Genomic DNA, 17,327 nt, shown 5'->3' on the forward strand with positions numbered 1-17,327 from the left:
GTCGCAAGGCTTGGGAACGAGGATGACGCAGACACCGATCCGCCTCACCGTCAACGGCAGGATCCACGACATCGCTGCGGCGCGAGAGACGCCGCTGCTCTACGTGCTGCGCAACGATCTCGCGCTCAACGGTCCGAAATATGGTTGCGGGCTTGGCGAATGCGGCACCTGTACTGTCCTGATCGACGGCAGCGCCGCGCGCTCCTGCGTCATCCCGATCAGCGGCTGTGTAGGGCGCGACATCGTGACGCTCGAAGGGCTCGGTACGCGCGATCAACCCGATCCCGTGCAGCAGGCCTTCATCGACGAGCAGGCGGCGCAGTGCGGCTATTGCCTCAACGGCATGATCATGACCACCAAGGCGCTGCTCGCGATCAATCCGCGGCCCACCGAGCAGGAAGCGCTGGCGGCGCTGCGCTACAATCTCTGCCGCTGCGGCACGCATGTCGAAATCCTGCGGGCGGTGATGCGCGCATCGGGCCAGCTCACTGAGGCCGCTGATTGATGGCCTCCCCTGTCTCGAACGGAGCTGAGCGACATTCCGGCTCGCTCGTCGTCGTCCGCACGGTGGACGAGTGCACATCTGAGACCTTCATCCGCATCACCGCGGACGGTTCGGTCTCGGCCTATAACGGTCATGTCGATCTCGGCACCGGCATCCGCACCGCACTCGGCCAGATCGTCGCCGAGGAGCTCGACGTGTCCTTTGCGCGCGTCGTCGTCGTGCTCGGCGATACCGCTGATGTGCCGAACCAGGGCGCGACGATCGCGAGCGAAACCATCCAGATCACCGCGGTGCCTTTGCGCAAGGCCGCGGCACAGGCGCGGCATTTTCTGATTGCGCGTGCAGCCGAGCGGCTGGAGCTGCCGGCCGCCGAGCTGAGCGTCGAAGACGGCCTCGTGCGCGGGCACAACCGCAGCGTCAGCTATGGCGAGCTGATCGACGGCGAGACGATCAGTCTCGAGCTCGCCGACGACGTAGACGTCAAACCGGTCGGCGACTATGCCATCGTCGGTCAATCCGTTCCCCGCGTCGATCTGCCGGCCAAGGCCACGGGCGAGCTGACCTTCGTGCACGACATCCGCGTGCCCCGCATGCTGCACGGGCGCGTGGTGCGTCCGCCCTATGCCGGCGTCGACGCCGGCCCGTTCGTCGGCACCAGCCTGATCGCGGTCGACGAATCCTCGGTCCGAGACATCCCCGGTCTCGTCGCCGTCGTGCACATTGGTGACTTCGTCGGCCTGGTCGCCGAGCGCGAGGAGAATGCGATTCGAGCTGCCGCGCAGCTCGAGGTGAGCTGGAAGCCGACGCCCACCCTGCCAGATCTCGCAGATGTCGAAACGGCGCTACGCGCCAATCCGTCGACGCCGCGCACGCTGATCGACAAGGGCGACGTCAACGCGGCGATTGCGGGCGCAGCGAAGCCGATCCAGCGCAGTTATGTCTGGCCCTACCAGATGCATGCCTCGATCGGTCCGTCCTGCGCGGTCGCCGACTTCCAGCATGGTAACATCCGGGTCTGGTCGGGCACGCAAAATCCGCATCTGCTGCGCAGCGACCTCGCGCTGCTGATCGAGCGGCCCGAGAGCGAGATCGAGGTGATCCGGCTTGAAGCGGCCGGCTGCTACGGCCGCAACTGCGCCGACGACGTCACGGCGGACGCGCTGCTGCTGTCGCGCGCCGTCGGCCGGCCCGTGCGCGTGCAGCTCTCGCGCGAGCAGGAGCACGCCTGGGAACCCAAGGGCACCGCACAGCTCATCGACGTCAATGGCGGGCTGAACGCCGACGGCGGCGTTGCCGGTTACGACCTCGCCACGCGCTATCCTTCGAATGCCGCGCCGACGTTGGCGCTGCTGCTTACGGGGCGGATCTCGCCCGAGCCGGCCGTGCTGCAAATGGGCGATCGCACCGCGATCCCGCCCTACGACTACGACCACATGCGCGTCGTCGCTCACGACATGCCGCCGATCGTGCGCGCCTCCTGGTTTCGCGGCGTCTCGGCGCTGCCGAACACCTTTGCGCACGAATCCTATATCGACGAGCTCGCGACCGAGGCCGGCGTCGACCCGATCGAATATCGCCTGCGCTATCTGAAGGACCAGCGCGCCGTCGATCTCGTCAATGCGGTCGCCGAACGCGCGGGCTGGACGCCGCGGCCGGTACGGCAGGAGAAGGATGGCGAGGTCGTGCACGGGCGCGGCTTTGCCTACGCACTCTATGTCCACAGCAAGTTTCCCGGCTATGGCGCGGCGTGGTCCGCCTGGATCGCCGACGTCGCGGTGAACAAGACCACCGGCGATGTCAGCGTCACCCGCGTGGTCGCAGGCCAGGACTCCGGGTTGATGATCAATCCGGACGGCGTGCGCCACCAGATCCAGGGCAACGTCATCCAGTCCACCAGCCGCACGCTGATGGAAGAGGTCTCGTTCGAGCGCGGCGCGGTGGCGGCGCGCGAATGGGGCGCCTATCCGATCATCCCCTTTCCCGACGTGCCGAAGATCGACGTCTTGATGCTGCCGCGACCGGATCAGCCGCCGCTCGGCGTCGGCGAGTCCGCGTCCGTGCCGAGCGCAGCGGCGATCGCGAATGCGATCTTCGATGCCACCGGCGTGCGCTTTCGCGAGCCGCCGTTCACGCCGGAGCGCATCCTGAGGGGATTGCACGGCGATGCGGCGGCCGCGCCGCAAGCCTTGCCGGCCCCTGCCGCCGCGCCTCCATCACGCATCTGGCAAAATCCGTTCGCCAAGCGCGCAGGCATCTTCGCAACGATTGCGGCAGTCTGCACTGCTGCGATCGGCGTCGGCGCGGCGTTTCTTCCGGGGCGCGCCATCGCGCCGATCGCCCGGCCCGATGCCTCGGTCTATTCGGCGGCAACGATCGCCCGCGGCCAGCAACTAGCGGCGCTCGGCAATTGCGCGGAGTGCCACACGACGATCGGCGGTGTGCTGAATGCCGGCGGCCGCGCGCTGGAGACGCCGTTCGGCACGATCTACAGCACCAACATCACGCCCGATGTCGAGACCGGCATCGGCGCCTGGTCCTACTCCGCCTTCGAGCGCGCGATGCGCGACGGGCTTCATCGCGACGGGCGCCAGCTCTACCCCGCCTTTCCCTACACGCACTTTTCGAGGACGAGCGACGCCGACCTTCAGGCGCTCTACGCCTACCTGATGGCGCAGCCCGCGGTCCGCGCGACGCAGCCTGCGAACACGCTCGCCTTCCCGTTCAACCTCCGGCCGCTGCTGGCGGGATGGAACGCACTGTTCCATCAGACGCGCGGGCTCAAGCCCGATCCGGCAAAATCCGAGCTGTGGAATCGCGGCGCCTATCTCGTCGAAGGCCTCGGCCATTGCAGCGCCTGCCATTCGCCGCGCAATGCGCTCGGCGCCGAGCAGCGCGAGGCCTATCTCGCCGGCGGCTTTGCCGAGGGCTGGGAAGCGCCGTCGCTGACATCGCTCTCGCATGCCCCGATCCCGTGGAGCGAAGCCGAGCTCTACACTTATTTGCGCACCGGCCAGTCGCGCTATCACGGCGTGGCCGCCGGCCCGATGGCGCCGATCGTGAGGGATCTTGCCGCGCTGCCCGATCAGGACATCCGGGCGATGGCCGTCTATCTCAACTCGTTCAACGACACCCCAACCAATGGTCAGACGCCGGACGCGCTCGCCGCCAAGCTCGAGAGCGCGACGCAGGTCACCGTCGCCGCGTCCACCGGCGCGCGGCTTTATCAGGGCGCCTGCGCCGTCTGCCACGAGGTCGGCGGCCTGCCGCTGTTCGGCAGCCGGCCCTCGCTCGCGCTCAACAGCAATCTGCACAGCACGACACCGGACAATCTCGTGCAGGTCATCCTGCACGGCATCGCCGAGCCCGCATCAGGCGATCTCGGCTACATGCCCGCCTTCAAGAACAGCATGAGCGACGCGCAGGTCGAGGAACTCGTCACATTTCTGCGCCAGCAGTTCGCGCCGGACAAGCCGGCGTGGACCGGCGTGAAGGAGACGATCGCGCGCGTGCGATCGTCCATCAACTAAACTAAGCGTGCTTCTTGACCTCCACCGGCGGCGTGCCGTGGGTATGGAAGGACTCGATCGTCTTCAGGCCCCAGGCCTGCCCCTTCTTGCGCTCCTCCTCCGTCCACACGATCGGCTTCCAGTCGGGCGCGAGGATCAGGCGCGCGCCAGCATTGGCGACTTCGACGCGATTGCCGCCGGGCTCATAGACATAGAGGAAGAAGGTCTGCTGGATCGCGTGCTTGTGCGGGCCGGTCTCGATGTAGATGCCGTTCTCGAGGAAGATGTCCGCGGCGCGCAATATCTCCTCGCGGCTGTCGAGCGCGTAGGTGACGTGGTGGAAGCGGCCGGGCACGCCGGAATGGTCGAGTGAATAGGCGAAATCGTAGCTCTTGTTCGACATCGTCAGCCACATCGCAGCCTCGCGCCCGTCATTGAGCACGATCTGCTCGGTGAGCCGGCAGCCGAGATAGTTCTCGAAGAACTCGCGGTTCGCCTTGATGTCGACGGCGAGGCAGTTGAGATGATCGAGACGGCGGACGTTGACGCCGCGCGCCGGAAAACGCTGCGCCTGGTTCTTCAGCGCCGGCTTGAGTTCGGGCGGAGCCTGGTACCATTCGGTCTCGTAATAGAGCTCGACGATGTGGCCGTCGGGATCGCGGCAGCGGAACGTCGGCCCCTGCCCCATGTCGCCGTCGATCCAGCCGATGTCGAAACCTGAACCCTTGAGCGCAGCAACGCGGCGCTCGAGCGCCTGCTGGCTGCGCGCGCGCAGCGCCATGTGGCCCATGCCCGACGTCTTCGACGCCGTGAGCTTCAGCGAATAGCGCTCATAATCGTCCCAGCCGCGCAGGTAGACCGACTCGCCTTGTCGTCCGCTGACCGTCATGCCCATGACGTCGACGAAGAACTTCAGGCTCTCGTCGGGCTTGGGTGTCAAGAGTTCCATGTGACCGAGATGAGCGAGATCGAAAATCGGTTCGGGCTGCATGGTTTCCTCCAAGGCAAGACGTGCAATCCGCTTGATCGGATCGCGCAATCGGGCGCAGCGCGCAGCGGCAAAGCGCGGGGCAGCCCTGAGGGCCGCCGGGTTCATTTGTACTAATGTACAAATGATTAGGTCCCGTCAACAAATAGAACGCCCCCAGGGAACCGGTCGGGGGAGCCGGCTTTGTTCCGTTGGGGCCACGGGCCGAGTGCCCGGATGGTAAAATCTTCCTTAATCGCCGTCGGGTCGCCCCAGCCTGGAAATGCAGCATTTTCCCGCTGATTCCGCGCACAAATCTGCATTGGGAACAAACGTCTCGGCCGAATTGTCGTGGATTTAACGAAGCGCCCGCGCCTGCCGTTTAACCGTTTGTCCAGTGACGGCCCGCATAGTCGGGAGAAATCCCTCGTGCTTGCCAGGTTCATCTATCGTGACATCCTTTGGACGCGTGATTTCGGTTCGCGGATCGCTCGCCCGGGTCGGGCTGTTGGCGGAAAGCCGGCTGCCGATCTCGGAGGTTCGGGCGACCGTCGGCCGTTTCGTCAGCATCCGCTGCGCCAGCTCGGTCATCGTCGCCATGATCACCGAGGTCTCCTGCGAAAATCTGTCGAGCACCGACAATTATATCGCGATCGCCTCGGTCGACCTCCTCGGAGAAATCCTCAACGCCAACGACAAGGCGAAATTCCAGCGCGGCGTCACCAACTATCCGACCATCGGCGATGCCGTCGACCTGATCACCAGCCAGGAGCTGCGCACGATCTACGCGCCGACCGGCTCGGACCAGATCAATGTCGGCTTCCTGCAGCAGGACCGCTCCGTCGTCGCCTATGTCGACGTCGAGGAGATGCTGTCCAAGCACTTCGCGGTGCTGGGATCGACCGGCGTCGGCAAATCGACCGGCGTGTCGCTCCTGCTCAACGAGATCCTTAAGTCCCGCCCGAACCTGCGCATCTTCCTGCTCGACGTGCACAACGAATATGGCCGCTGCTTCGGCGACCGCGCGCTGGTGCTCAACCCGCGAAACCTGAAGCTGCCGTTCTGGCTGTTCAACTTCGAGGAAATCGTCGACGTGCTGTTTGCGGGCCGCCCCGGCGTGCCCGAGGAGCTCGACATCCTCGCCGAGGTCATTCCGGTCGCCAAGGGCGTCTACACCCAGTACCAGAACGCCGACCGCATCGGTTTGAAGCGCATCGATCCCAAGCAGGTCGGCTACACCGCTGATACGCCGGTGCCCTACCGCCTGGTTGACCTGATCTCGCTGATCGACGAGCGCATGGGCAAGCTCGAGAACCGCTCCTCGCGCATCGTCTATCACAAGCTGATCTCGCGCATCGAGGCGGTGCGCAACGACCCCCGCTACGCCTTCATGTTCGACAACGCCAATGTCGGCGGCGACACCATGGCCGAGGTGATCAGCCATCTGTTCCGCCTGCCCGCCAACGGCAAGCCGATGACGGTGATGCAGCTCGCCGGCTTCCCGGCGGAAGTCATCGATTCCGTCGTCTCGGTTCTCTGCCGCATGGCCTTCGACTTCGGCCTGTGGAGCGACGGCGTCTCGCCGCTGCTGTTCGTCTGCGAGGAAGCGCACCGCTACGCGTCCGCCGATCGCAATGTCGGCTTCGGGCCGACGCGCAAGGCGGTGTCGCGCATCGCCAAGGAAGGCCGCAAATACGGCGTCTATCTCGGCCTCATCACCCAGCGTCCCGCCGAGCTCGACGCCACCATCATCTCCCAGTGCAACACGCTGTTCACGATGCGTCTTGCCAACGACCGCGACCAGGCGCTGCTGCGCGCCGCGGTCTCCGATGCGGCCGCCAACCTGCTCTCCTTCGTGCCCTCGCTCGGCACCCGCGAGGTGCTGGCGTTCGGCGAAGGCGTCGCGCTGCCGACGCGGCTGCGCTTCAAGGAGGTGCCGCCGCACCAGCTGCCGCGCGGCGAAGCCACCATCAGCAGCGTGCCTTCGGTCACCTCCGGGCACGACATGCATTTCGTCAGCGCCGTGCTCGAACGCTGGCGCGGCGCCACCTCGCAGCGCGACGTGCCGAATGACCCGGTGTTCGCGGCCCCGCCCGCGAAATCGTTCTCCAGCTTAGATGCCCCGATGCTGCAACCCTCGATGGGGCTCGATCCGGACCGCTTCTCGCTGCTGAAGAAGCCGCTGCGGTAAGCGGCGAGTTCTCGTGTCCCGGACGCGCTGCAACGCGCATAGCGCGTCGAAGACGCGCGTGAACGCGCTTATGGCGTTGCGGCGCAGAGCCGGGACCCAGGCCACACATACGACCCTCGGAAACATGGGCCCGCCTCTGCAGCGCACCGCTGAAGGGCGCTGCGCTGCGTCCGCGGCACGAGCGCGCGACCCGTGGCACGCGCGTTCCCCAATCTCGGTATTGGGAGCCCAACCCAATCGCAGGGCACGTTGAGCGCGGCGCCCGCATCGACTATCTTTTGCCGACCCGATCCGGAAACCATGCCAATGACAAAGCCCCCACGCTTTCCCGCTCCCGCGCTCGACACGCTGCCCGAGGACATCCGCACGCGCCTCCTTGCCGTGCAGGAGAAGAGCGGCTTCGTGCCGAACGTGTTCCTGACCCTGGCCTATCGCCCCGACGAGTTCCGCGCGTTCTTCGCCTATCACGACGCGTTGATGGAGAAGGACTCCGGTCTCACCAAGGCCGAGCGAGAGATGATCGTGGTGGCGACGTCGGCGGCCAACCAGTGCCAATACTGCGTGATCGCACATGGCGCGATCCTGCGCATCCGCGCCAAGAACCCGCTCATCGCCGACCAGGTCGCGGTGAACTACCGCAAGGCGGACATCACGCCGCGGCAGAAGGTGATGCTCGACTTTGCGATGAAAGTTTCCGCCGACGCGCAGCGGATCTCCGAGGATGATTTCGCCGCCTTGGGGCCCCACGGCTTCAGCGACGACGACATCTGGGACATCGCCGCGATCTCCGCCTTCTTCGCGCTGTCGAACCGGCTGGCCAATTTCACCGGCATGCGGCCGAACGACGAATTCTACCTGATGGGACGCCTGCCCAAACAATGAACGAGCTCGACTGGTCCGACATCCTCCTGCGCCTCGCCGTTGCCACGCTTGCCGGCGGTGCGATCGGACTGGACCGCGACTTCCACGGCAAGCCGATCGGGCCGAAAACGCTCGGCATCGTCAGCCTCTCCACCGCCACCGTCGTCGTGCTCGCTGTCCAGTTCGCCGAGCCGGGCAAGATCTCCGATGCGGCGAGCCGTGTCATCCAGGGTGTGCTCACCGGCATCGGCTTCCTCGGCGCCGGCGTCATCGTGCAAGGCCACCGTCTCCGCGTCCACGGACTGACGAGCGCGGCCTGCGCCTTTCTCGCCGCGTGCCTCGGCATCGCCTGCGGCGTGGGACAATGGCGGATCGTCGCGATCGCGGTGGCCCTCGCCCTCGTGCTGCTCACGATCGGCCGGCCCGTCGAGCGTTGGCTGCACCGCCGGTTTGGCGGCGAGGACGAGGCGCATGAGCCAGAAACGCCGCCGAAAACGCCCGGCCCGAATGTGAGCTAGGAGCGAAGCTGTAACTGCGCTTCGCTGCTCACGTCTTCCGCCGCAGGCTCCAGAGACTTCCGGCGCCCAGGACAGCCGTCACGAGCAGAACGGCCACGAAGGTCTGAATGATGCCGAAGTTCAGGGCATCGCGCGCGACGAACAGCGCGGTGATGGCGCCTGCGAGCAGAAAGAGAATGCGAAGGATCACGCTCATGGTCACTCTCCAGGTCAGCATGACCTGGAGCCCACTAGCACCTCGACGCCGGGCGCAACGCTGGTTCTACGATCATGCCGCCGGACCATAGCGGCCTGTAGCAATGTGAATTTGCGATACGTCAAGCCCAAGCGTGCCACACTCGAGGAGTGCCACACTGTCGCGCGTTAGGTTGTTGTTTGACTGTGAACTTTTCGAAAGACCGCCACATCCTCCTCCGCAAGATGCGCCAGCGATCACACGCAGCCTAGTCGCTGCGACGTACAGGTGTCGCCAGGGCGTCACATGCGCGTCGTCGGCCACGCTCGATAATCGCTCCGGCTTTTCAAACCACATCCACGCTGGAATCGCGCAGCGAGCATTGGGGCATCCACATGAACAAGAAGACTTTTTTCTACTTGATATCGGCGATGTCGCTCGCCACATCGCTGGCCAGCGTGGCACCGCCTGCCCGCGCCGACGACAATGATCGCGACCAGGGCTTCGGCAACTCCCGCAATCAAGACCACGGTGGCCATCATGGCCGCAAGTCGCGGCAAGTCGTGCTGATCTCGCTTGACGGGGCCAAGCCCGATCTCATCCAGCAATTCATCGAGGAAGGCGTGCTGCCGCGCGACGGCGGCCTGGCGCGGCTGAGCCGCCACGGCGCGGTGGCGCTGCAAAACGTGACGGCTTCTCCGTCGCTCACCGCGGTGTCGCACATCGAGATCGCAACCGGCTCGACCGCGGTCCACAACGACATCCCGTCGAACACATTCCAGGCGATCATCGGACCGATCTCATCGAGCCTCAGCGGTTTCGCAGCTCCGATCGGCGGCTATCAAGAGAGCCCGCTCGGGCCTACGCCGTACCCGACCGCGGCACCGCTGTGGGTGCAGCTGCGCCAGCAGGGCAAGAAGGTGGCCACCGCGACCTGGCCGGGCGGCGACGGCGCCGACATCTCCATCAACAACACGGTGGTGCAACCGGCTCAGCCGACCCGCGTCACCAACTACACCGTGCCGTTCGGAGCGTTCGGCGGCATCGGAGCCCAGGGCTTTTCGCTGTCCCAGTCCGACTTCGCGCCCGATCCGGCGGTGGTCGCAGGGCTCCAGGCGGCCGGCCACTTCTCGTTCAGCCCGGTGCTGGCGACGACGACGCCGATCGAGACCTTCTCCTGCTCCTCGGCGTCGACCGCGACCTGCACCAGCGCGTCGACGCTCGACGTCAAGTACGCGATCCGCGTCGCAGCACTCGATACCACCAATGACAACCAGGTGAACTACGATACGCTGGTGTTCTTCGATGCCGCGCACGGCATCACGCCGGGACCGTTCCATGCGCCGTCGACCGGACCTGCCTATGCCAAGTTCGGCGGCGAGAACGCGCCGTTCTTCTTCGAAGGCAGCGGCGCCAAGGTCGGTGCCGCCTACTTCGTCTCGCAGCTTTCGCCCGACCTCTCGGTCGTGCGCTTCGCCCGCTATGGCGCCAACTTCATCCCGCGCAACACGCCGGTGCTGGCCGACGTCGACGACATCAACAACAATATCGGGTTCTGGCGTCCGCAGGCCGATTTCCGCATTCCGGAGCGGCTGAGCCCGGGCTTCACCAACTTCCCCGACGTCGAGATCGAGACGATGTTCGAGGACATGGTCAAGACCTTCGTGCGCTACCAGGCCAAAATCGGCGTGCGTGCGATCGAGACCAATCCCGATGCCGACCTGGTCATGATCTATATTGAGCAGCCCGACGGCTCCGAGCATCAATTCCTGCTCACCGATCCCCGCCAGGGCACCAACCCGAAGGACCCGAACTCGATCGGCGCCAACCAGGATCCCGCCAAGGTCGCGCGCTACGCCTCGTACATCCGCTTCGCCTATCAGACCGCCGACAAGGCGGTGAAGCGGATCGCCGATGCCGCCGAGCCGGACAGCAACGTCATCGTGGTGTCGGACCACGGCTTTGCGCCGTTCCACACCTCGGTCAGCATGGCCAACATCCTGAAAAATGCCGGCATCGACACCAGCAAGGTGGCAATCCGCACCTCGGGTCCGGCGGCCAACATCTACATCAACCTGCAGAACCGCGAAGCGGGCGGCACCGTCGATCCGGCGACCTACAAGGCGCTGCTTGCCCAGATCAGCGACGCGGTGAAGAACGCGGTCGATCCGAACCCGAAGTTCAACTTCTCGCTCAATAGCGGGCACATCTTTACAGTCGTCGAAACCCGGCCGCTGCAATGCGAGGCCGGAACCGGGCTGTGCATCAGCAAGACCATCGGCCAGGATTTCGGCGATGTGTTCGCGCTGATGGCTCCGGGCTACAATTTCGACGGCATCCAGAATCCCGGCGTCGCCCGCCTCGGCGACGCTCCGTTCAATGCGACGACGACCATGCTGTCGATGCCGAACTTCTACGGCGCCCACGGCCACGATCCCGAGCTGCCGGTGATGAGCGCGACTTTCATCGCCGCCGGCCCGCAGATCGAGAAAACGACGCTCCGGCGCATGCGCAACGTCGACGTGGCGCCGACCATCATGCGGATCCTCGGCGTCAAGCCACATCAGGTCGACGGCGAAGTGCTGCGCGAAATCCTGCGCTGAAACGGGCCGCTCGATCCTTCAAGCTCAGCCGATGGGCGCCAGCGCCCATCGGCTCTTCTTCCGAGCCGCCGCCTGCAATCCGCTGTCGTCGCGGCGACTTCAATGTCGTCACGAGCGTCTCTCGGGCTGGCCCCGCAGCCGCTTCGGGAGATCCTGTCAACGGTGTTGCCGTGAGCCAATCGCGGCGCCATCGCCGCAGATTGCAAGCACTGCGTTCGTCAACGCCCCTCGAGCAAAACAACACAAGGCGACCGGGAACCCGAGGGCAAGAATGCCCTCGACAATGGCGATGTGATTGGTCCAGTCGATGAGAGCGGCCTGGAGCCGGGAGGATCGTTCCGGGCGTGCCACCGCTGCGTTGCTTGCGGCTGCGAAGCACTATGCCGCTAGCGCTTGTCCATCAACTCGAGCGCTGGGGCAAAGCGCTCGGAGAACGTCAACGTCCTGGCGTGGTGAGCTGCGGCAAACGCGGCCGAGACGAAAGTGTAAATCCCTGCTGAGGCGACCGCGAGCATGGCAGCGGCGAAAACCAGACGACGCATTCCTGCCTCCTGTGTGGGCTGGATTGCGGACGAGGATGGAACGGCTTTGTTTCAGGACCTTTTCGTGGGGGGCGGAAAATGATTTCGCTCAAGAGACCGTGATGAGGTTTCGGTACGTGAGGCCACCTGCCGCAACGAGGTTGGCGCACCCTCGTAGACTCGCTCATCCCTTCCAATGCCCACCGCCCAGGCTCGTGCGATTGAGCGACAGCGGGAGACTCTTGTGCGCGCGGACTAGTCCAAAGCGACGCATGAGCAGCGCGAACTTCACGCTCGAAAAGCGCGACCAACAATAGTCAGCGTTGTTTTACGTCAGGCGCGAGCCGCGTTGGGAATTTTGCGCCTGGCACCACGATCGTGAATCGCAAGACTGCCGCGACAAGCAGCTCTTGCTGGACTGCAGAGTCTTCGAGGAACACTCAAATGAACGTCGCCATTCAGAAGCTCAATGGCCTGTGGCACCTCATCGTCGGGTCGTGTCGGATCCGAACTCCATTCCTGGAAACCCAGGACCGCGAGCTTGTCGTGACCTACGCCCGGCGCATCTACCCCGGCGCCAGGATCTTCCAACGCGACTGACGTGAGCTTCGCGCCCTAGTCATCGTCCGCGGGGCCGCACCAGCCGGGCAGATAGATCGCGTCCTTGCTCTTGGCTGCCGCCAGGGCCTTCTCGAGCGCCTTGTCGAAATTGGCGTCCACCGCCTTGCGCGAAAGTTGTCGGCGCAAGAAGTCGGCCCACAGGAATTCGGAGAACGGCGTGGTGTCCTTGGCGAAGCCGCCCATGCGGCGAAGCTCGCCGGCAAGGCTGCGGAAGGGATCGTCCTTGAGGTCGGCGACCGATTTCGGCAAATCCTTGAACGGCCGCCGCTCGCCCTTGGCGTCGTAGGGGTAAACCCAGCGCTTGTTGTCCATCACGCCCCAGAAGGCCTCGCGCTCGACCATCCTGAGATCGCCGATGACGGTGACCAGCACGTCCTTGACGCCCTCGTCGTGCAGCGCGCGGCCGAGATGGTGGTGGTCGACGACGTAGTAGCGATCGTCCGGCCCATGCACCACCGGGATCATGTGGGTGCCGAGCATATCGGACTGCTTCTTCGTGTCGTGCTCGCGCCAGCGCTTGCGCTTCTCCTTCACCTCGCGCATGCCGACCGTCATCTGCGTCGGCCGCAGCGAGAGGATCGGTATCGGATGCACTCTGGGCTCGCGCGTGGACATGATTGAAGGCCCCTTGGTTGGTTGCAATTGGCAGTTCAGGAATCGGCGGACTATGCCATGAGCCCCGCGGCGGCAAAATGCATTCGGCCTGTGCAGAGATCACAAGCCGATGTACACGAGCCTGTTGTTGCAACGCAAACGTGCATCCGCAACGCCGGAATGAGGTGGGTTCCGGATGCCACGCAGCATCCATGAACGATAATGCGAAAGCGCAAATGCGCGGGCCCGTTGAGAAGATTTTCTGCAACGCCTGAGGTCCCTGTGCTATCTAAAATCGCTGCTTCGGAGTGATCCCCCCGCGCCATGAAAACCCAGCGGCCCATAAGCTCGGACGAGGAGCACCAGGTGCTCCAGTTCAGGCCGCGCAACTCGCCCTCCCCGTCGGTCCGCCGGGGTAACGGGACGGTCCAGCCGCTGCGTGCAGCGACACCCGAGCCGCTCGATCTGTCGCGCTACGAGCAGCCCCGCGAGGAGCCGGACGACTTCCGCCATCGCATGCTTGCCAACATTGCGGCGCTCGCCTTCACGATCGCGCTGACGGCAATCGGCATCTGGCTCGCGGTCAGCATCGCCGACCTGCGCCGGACGCAGGATTGCGTGCTGATGGGCCGGCGCGACTGCGTCAAGATCACGACGCCGCATATCTAGGCGGCCACGTCCCGGCCTGGGCCCCGTTTGAAGCCGTTTGGCAGGCATCCCCAGGGGGGCCATTGGCCCTGTCCGGCTCCATTGAACTCAGGGCGGCGCTCCGATATACGGGCAATCGACCCGGCCAGAGGGGGGTTTGAGGGCGTCATCTGGGGCGCGATGCCCACCCACCATGCCACTCTGGCAAATCTGACAAATACCTGCAATATATCAAAGGCTTAGTGATGTCCTCCACATTCGATCAGGTCGCTACGATCATCGCTGAAACCTGCGACATCCCGCGCGACACGATCACGCCGGATAGCCACGCTATCGATGACCTCGGCATCGACAGCCTCGATTTCCTGGACATCGCGTTCGCGATCGACAAGCAGTTCGGCATCAAGCTGCCGCTGGAAAAGTGGACCCAGGAGGTCAACGACGGCAAGGCAACCACCGAGCAGTATTTCGTGCTGAAAAACCTGTGCGCCCGCATCGACGAACTGGTTGCGGCCAAGGGCGCAAGCGCCTAATCGCGCGGCCATGCAACTCGAATACTTCCACATGATCGATCGCATCGTCGACCTCAACGTCGACGAGAAGCGGATCGTCGTCGAAGCCCTGGTTCCGAACGCGAGCACCATCTTCGAGGGACACTTTCCGGGCTATCCCCTGATGCCCGGCGTGCTCCTGATCGAATCGATGGCGCAGGCGTCGGGCTGGCTGCAGCTCGGCGTGCTGAAGTTCGAGCGCATGCCGATTCTCGCCGCCGTGAAAGAGGCCAAGGTGCGCGGCTCGGTCTTCCCCGGCGATCTCATGAGCATCGAGGCAACCCTTACCCATCAGGGCTCGGGCTACGCCGTGACCGAAGCCAAGATCCGGGTCGGCGGCAAGCTGCGCGCGAATTCGACGCTCACCTTCACGCAGATCCCCTTCCCCAATGCGGATATGCGCGGACACATGGACGCGATCGCCAAGCGCGTCGGATTTCCGCAACAGGCCGTTTCGCCATGACTGAGAACTCCGCTACGAAGCCCGGCCAGACGGAAGTCTGGATTACCGGCATCGGCCTTGCCACCTCGCTCGGCGAAGGGCTCGACGCCAACTGGGCCGCGCTCCAGGAGCGGCGCATCAATGTCGACGAGAAGGGATTTGCGCCCTGCGTCGTGCACCCCCTGATGCCGGTCAGCTTCGACGGCCAGATCCCGAAGAAGGGCGACCAGCGCCAGATGGAAGCCTGGCAGCGCATCGGCACCTATGCCGCGGGGCTGGCGCTCGATTCCGCCGGGATCAAGGGAAACAAGGACATCCTTGCCAAGATCGACATGGTGGTGGCGGCCGGCGGCGGCGAGCGCGATCTCAATGTCGATTCCGGCGTGCTCACGGCCGAGGCCAAGGGCGCCAATGCGCCGGGCTTCCTCAACGAACGCCTGATGAGCGACCTCAGGCCGACGCTGTTCCTGGCGCAGCTCTCCAACCTGCTCGCCGGCAACATCGCCATCGTGCATGGCCTTGGCGGTACCTCGCGCACCTTCATGGGTGAAGAGGTCGCGGGCGCGGACGCTGCGCGAATCGCGCTGGCGCGCATCGCCTCGGGCGAGAGCGACATCGCGCTGGTCGGCGGCTCGCATAATGGCGAGCGCAAGGACCTCCTGGTCCTCTACGAATTCGGCGACTTCAATTTGAAGGACAAGTTTGCGCCGGTGTGGGCGCGCAAGGACCACGCCGGCTTCGCGCTCGGCTCGGCCGGCGCGTTCCTGGTGCTGGAGTCCAAGGCGCACGCCGAGGCGCGCGGCGCCAAGCCGTATGCAAGGTTGACGAGCGTCGTCGCCGACCTCGCCAAGCGCAAGCAGCCGGGCGACATGGCCGCGACGCTGGAGAAGCTGTGGGCGAAGCTGCCCAAGCGCGAGGGCAAGGGCGCGATCATCTCCGGCGCCACCGGCGCGGAGCCGGCGACGTCGGAGGAGCGGAGCTTCCTGAAGGGCCACGCCGACTTCCCGGTGCGCGCGACCGGCACGATGTTCGGCCACACCATGGAAACGCAATTCCCGCTCGGGATTGCGCTCGCTGCGCTCTCGATCTCGCGCGGCGCGCTGTTCCCGCCGAACGATTCCACCGGAACCGAGATTGACATGCAGGGCGCCCCCACCCAGATCGTGGTGGTGGGAGCCGGACACTGGCGCGGCGAAGGCATGGCGCTGGTCGAGGCGGTTCGCTAAAGCGCGTCGCGCTTTAGCGGTTATTGTTTGAGCATGATCTTCTCGGAAAACCGCGCCAGACTTTGCGCTAACGCGGCCCTCCGGGTCCGGATCATGCTCTAGCTAGCGGGGGAAACATGACTGCACCACGCGACAAATTCGGACGTCCCGTCGTCGTCGTCACCGGCATGGGCATCATGACCTCGCTCGGCACAGGCAAGGCCGACAACTGGTCGAAGCTCGTCGCCGGCGAATCCGGCATCCGCACCATCACGCGCTTTCCGATCGACGGTCTGAAGACCACGATGGCCGGCACGGTCGATTTCGTCAGCGTCGATCCGTTCTCCTCCACCGCCCTGTCCGAGCGGATGGCCGAGATCGTCACGGAGGAAGCGCTGGAGCAGGCCGGCATCGGCGCCAAGGGCGATTTCCCGGGCCCGCTGTTCCTGGCGGTCGCACCCGTCGAGGTCGAGTGGCCGCAGCGCCTCGAGCTCGGCCACGCCGTCGGCAAGCCCGACATCAACTACGACGATCTCCTGCGCATCTCCGGCGGCGGCAGGTTCGGCGCCTATCATCACCGCTTCATGTTCGGCTCGGTCGCCGCCTACCTCGCCGAGACCTTCGGCACCAAGGGCTCGCCGATCTCGCTGTCGACGGCCTGCGCCTCGGGCGCGACCTCGATCCAGCTCGGTGTCGAGGCGATCCGCCGCGGCGAAACCGATGCCGCGCTCTGCGTCGCCACCGACGGCACGGTGAATCCGGAAGCGCTCGTTCGCTTCTCGCTGCTCTCGGCGCTGTCGACCCAGAACGACCCGCCGCAGGCGGCCTCCCGCCCCTTCTCCAAGAACCGCGACGGTTTCGTCATGGCTGAAGGCGCCGGCGCGCTGGTGCTGGAGAGCTATGAAGCCGCGACCGCGCGCGGCGCAAAGATTCTCGGCGTGCTCGCCGGCTGTGGCGAGCTCACCGATTCCTTCCATCGCACGCGCTCCTCGCCGGACGGCAAGCCGATCATCGGCTGCATGAACAAGACGCTGGCCGACGCCGGCATGGAGCCCGGCCAGATCGACCACATCAACGCCCACGGCACCGCGACGCCCGAAAACGACAAGATGGAATTCAACACGACATCGGCCGTGTTCGGCGAGCTCGCGCAGAAGATTCCGGTCACCTCGAACAAGTCGATGGTCGGCCACACCATCTCGGCGGCGGGCGCGGTCGAGGCGATCTTCTCGCTGCTCACGCTCGAGCATCAGCGGATTCCGCCGACGATCAACTACGACAATCCGGATCCCACGATCCTGTTCAACGTCGTCGGCAACAAGGCGCGCGACGCCCGCGTCACCGCGGTGATGTCGAACTCGTTCGGCTTCGGCGGCCAGAACGCCTCGCTGATCCTCACCCGCGAACCGGCCTGACCGG

The 17,327-nt window shown here is 65.2% G+C and carries 16 protein-coding genes; 12 read left to right on the forward strand and 4 right to left on the reverse strand.

Translation table 11 applies throughout. The features are described from left to right. The first annotated feature begins 22 nt into the window (after positions 1-22). Both K289_RS0111680 and K289_RS0111685 read left to right on the forward strand, forming a co-directional pair. Positions 23-505, forward strand: coding sequence for a (2Fe-2S)-binding protein (locus K289_RS0111680; protein WP_027551679.1), 483 nt, complete (start codon positions 23-25; stop codon positions 503-505). Continuing rightward, a complete protein-coding gene (locus tag K289_RS0111685) occupies positions 505-4,032 on the forward strand; it encodes a molybdopterin cofactor-binding domain-containing protein (protein ID WP_027551680.1) in 3,528 nt (1,175 codons plus the stop codon). The genes K289_RS0111680 and K289_RS0111685 overlap by 1 nt, the downstream gene beginning before the upstream one ends. Position 4,033: 1 nt before the next feature. Here K289_RS0111685 and K289_RS0111690 read toward each other — a convergent pair whose 3' ends face one another. Beyond that, the gene (locus K289_RS0111690; protein WP_027551681.1) at positions 4,034-5,002 is read right to left on the reverse strand and encodes a catechol 2,3-dioxygenase; all 969 of its coding nucleotides are present in this window, start codon (positions 5,000-5,002) and stop codon (positions 4,034-4,036) included. Positions 5,003-5,429: 427 nt separating this feature from the next. On the opposite strand from K289_RS0111690, the gene K289_RS0111695 reads away from it, so the two are divergent. The 3 genes from K289_RS0111695 to K289_RS0111705 all read left to right on the forward strand — a co-directional run bounded on the left by K289_RS0111695 (position 5,430) and on the right by K289_RS0111705 (position 8,548). After that, positions 5,430-7,169, forward strand: coding sequence for an ATP-binding protein (locus tag K289_RS0111695; protein ID WP_027551682.1), 1,740 nt, complete (start codon positions 5,430-5,432; stop codon positions 7,167-7,169). A gap of 306 nt (positions 7,170-7,475) precedes the next feature. Continuing rightward, on the forward strand, positions 7,476-8,051 hold the full coding sequence (locus K289_RS0111700; RefSeq protein WP_027551683.1) for a peroxidase-related enzyme: 576 nt from the start codon (positions 7,476-7,478) through the stop codon (positions 8,049-8,051). Continuing rightward, a complete protein-coding gene (locus tag K289_RS0111705; protein WP_027551684.1) occupies positions 8,048-8,548 on the forward strand; it encodes an MgtC/SapB family protein in 501 nt (166 codons plus the stop codon). Before K289_RS0111700 ends, K289_RS0111705 begins: the two co-directional genes overlap by 4 nt. Before the next feature lie 28 nt (positions 8,549-8,576). Here K289_RS0111705 and K289_RS51495 read toward each other — a convergent pair whose 3' ends face one another. Then, a complete protein-coding gene (locus K289_RS51495; protein ID WP_198024686.1) occupies positions 8,577-8,744 on the reverse strand; it encodes a hypothetical protein in 168 nt (55 codons plus the stop codon). 374 nt (positions 8,745-9,118) lie between these two features. Between K289_RS51495 and K289_RS0111715 the strand changes: the two genes are divergently transcribed. Next, complete coding sequence (locus tag K289_RS0111715; protein ID WP_027551685.1) at positions 9,119-11,326, forward strand: alkaline phosphatase family protein; 2,208 nt, start codon at positions 9,119-9,121, stop codon at positions 11,324-11,326. Positions 11,327-11,712: 386 nt separating this feature from the next. On the opposite strand, the gene K289_RS51500 is transcribed toward K289_RS0111715, so the two are convergent. Continuing rightward, positions 11,713-11,868: a hypothetical protein gene (locus K289_RS51500; protein WP_198024687.1), complete on the reverse strand. Its 156-nt coding sequence runs from the start codon at positions 11,866-11,868 to the stop codon at positions 11,713-11,715. A gap of 423 nt (positions 11,869-12,291) precedes the next feature. On the opposite strand from K289_RS51500, the gene K289_RS51505 reads away from it, so the two are divergent. Further along, complete coding sequence (locus tag K289_RS51505; RefSeq protein WP_198024688.1) at positions 12,292-12,447, forward strand: hypothetical protein; 156 nt, start codon at positions 12,292-12,294, stop codon at positions 12,445-12,447. 15 nt (positions 12,448-12,462) lie between these two features. Here K289_RS51505 and K289_RS0111730 read toward each other — a convergent pair whose 3' ends face one another. After that, on the reverse strand, positions 12,463-13,086 hold the full coding sequence (locus K289_RS0111730; protein WP_027551686.1) for a ParB-like protein: 624 nt from the start codon (positions 13,084-13,086) through the stop codon (positions 12,463-12,465). Between the two features lie 300 nt (positions 13,087-13,386). Here K289_RS0111730 and K289_RS0111735 point away from each other — a divergent pair, with 300 nt between their 5' ends. The 5 genes from K289_RS0111735 to K289_RS0111755 all read left to right on the forward strand — a co-directional run bounded on the left by K289_RS0111735 (position 13,387) and on the right by K289_RS0111755 (position 17,323). Continuing rightward, positions 13,387-13,731: a hypothetical protein gene (locus K289_RS0111735; protein WP_027551687.1), complete on the forward strand. Its 345-nt coding sequence runs from the start codon at positions 13,387-13,389 to the stop codon at positions 13,729-13,731. A gap of 224 nt (positions 13,732-13,955) precedes the next feature. Further along, positions 13,956-14,243: an acyl carrier protein gene (locus tag K289_RS0111740; protein WP_007592476.1), complete on the forward strand. Its 288-nt coding sequence runs from the start codon at positions 13,956-13,958 to the stop codon at positions 14,241-14,243. A gap of 10 nt (positions 14,244-14,253) precedes the next feature. Continuing rightward, complete coding sequence (locus K289_RS0111745) at positions 14,254-14,724, forward strand: 3-hydroxyacyl-ACP dehydratase FabZ family protein (protein ID WP_027551688.1); 471 nt, start codon at positions 14,254-14,256, stop codon at positions 14,722-14,724. Continuing rightward, entirely contained in the window at positions 14,721-15,929 is a 1,209-nt protein-coding gene (locus K289_RS0111750) for a beta-ketoacyl-ACP synthase (RefSeq protein ID WP_027551689.1), read from the forward strand. Before K289_RS0111745 ends, K289_RS0111750 begins: the two co-directional genes overlap by 4 nt. 116 nt (positions 15,930-16,045) lie before the next feature. Further along, on the forward strand, positions 16,046-17,323 hold the full coding sequence (locus K289_RS0111755) for a beta-ketoacyl-ACP synthase (RefSeq protein ID WP_027551690.1): 1,278 nt from the start codon (positions 16,046-16,048) through the stop codon (positions 17,321-17,323). The last annotated feature ends 4 nt before the right edge of the window (positions 17,324-17,327 follow it).

Source organism: Bradyrhizobium sp. Cp5.3, assembly GCF_000426265.1.
GTDB lineage: Bacteria > Pseudomonadota > Alphaproteobacteria > Rhizobiales > Xanthobacteraceae > Bradyrhizobium > Bradyrhizobium neotropicale.

What these genes read in the sequence shown, in the direction of transcription:
- K289_RS0111690 (WP_027551681.1), bottom strand. Translation starts at nt 5,002, where the DNA reads ATGCAGCCCGAACCGATTTTCGATCTCGCTCATCTCGGTCACATGGAA.
- K289_RS51500 (WP_198024687.1), bottom strand. Translation starts at nt 11,868, where the DNA reads ATGCGTCGTCTGGTTTTCGCCGCTGCCATGCTCGCGGTCGCCTCAGCA.
- K289_RS51495 (WP_198024686.1), bottom strand. Translation starts at nt 8,744, where the DNA reads ATGAGCGTGATCCTTCGCATTCTCTTTCTGCTCGCAGGCGCCATCACC.
- K289_RS0111700 (WP_027551683.1), top strand. Translation starts at nt 7,476, where the DNA reads ATGACAAAGCCCCCACGCTTTCCCGCTCCCGCGCTCGACACGCTGCCC.
- K289_RS51505 (WP_198024688.1), top strand. Translation starts at nt 12,292, where the DNA reads ATGAACGTCGCCATTCAGAAGCTCAATGGCCTGTGGCACCTCATCGTC.
- K289_RS0111715 (WP_027551685.1), top strand. Translation starts at nt 9,119, where the DNA reads ATGAACAAGAAGACTTTTTTCTACTTGATATCGGCGATGTCGCTCGCC.
- K289_RS0111745 (WP_027551688.1), top strand. Translation starts at nt 14,254, where the DNA reads ATGCAACTCGAATACTTCCACATGATCGATCGCATCGTCGACCTCAAC.
- K289_RS0111685 (WP_027551680.1), top strand. Translation starts at nt 505, where the DNA reads ATGGCCTCCCCTGTCTCGAACGGAGCTGAGCGACATTCCGGCTCGCTC.
- K289_RS0111755 (WP_027551690.1), top strand. Translation starts at nt 16,046, where the DNA reads ATGACTGCACCACGCGACAAATTCGGACGTCCCGTCGTCGTCGTCACC.
- K289_RS0111735 (WP_027551687.1), top strand. Translation starts at nt 13,387, where the DNA reads ATGAAAACCCAGCGGCCCATAAGCTCGGACGAGGAGCACCAGGTGCTC.
- K289_RS0111705 (WP_027551684.1), top strand. Translation starts at nt 8,048, where the DNA reads ATGAACGAGCTCGACTGGTCCGACATCCTCCTGCGCCTCGCCGTTGCC.
- K289_RS0111740 (WP_007592476.1), top strand. Translation starts at nt 13,956, where the DNA reads ATGTCCTCCACATTCGATCAGGTCGCTACGATCATCGCTGAAACCTGC.
- K289_RS0111680 (WP_027551679.1), top strand. Translation starts at nt 23, where the DNA reads ATGACGCAGACACCGATCCGCCTCACCGTCAACGGCAGGATCCACGAC.
- K289_RS0111750 (WP_027551689.1), top strand. Translation starts at nt 14,721, where the DNA reads ATGACTGAGAACTCCGCTACGAAGCCCGGCCAGACGGAAGTCTGGATT.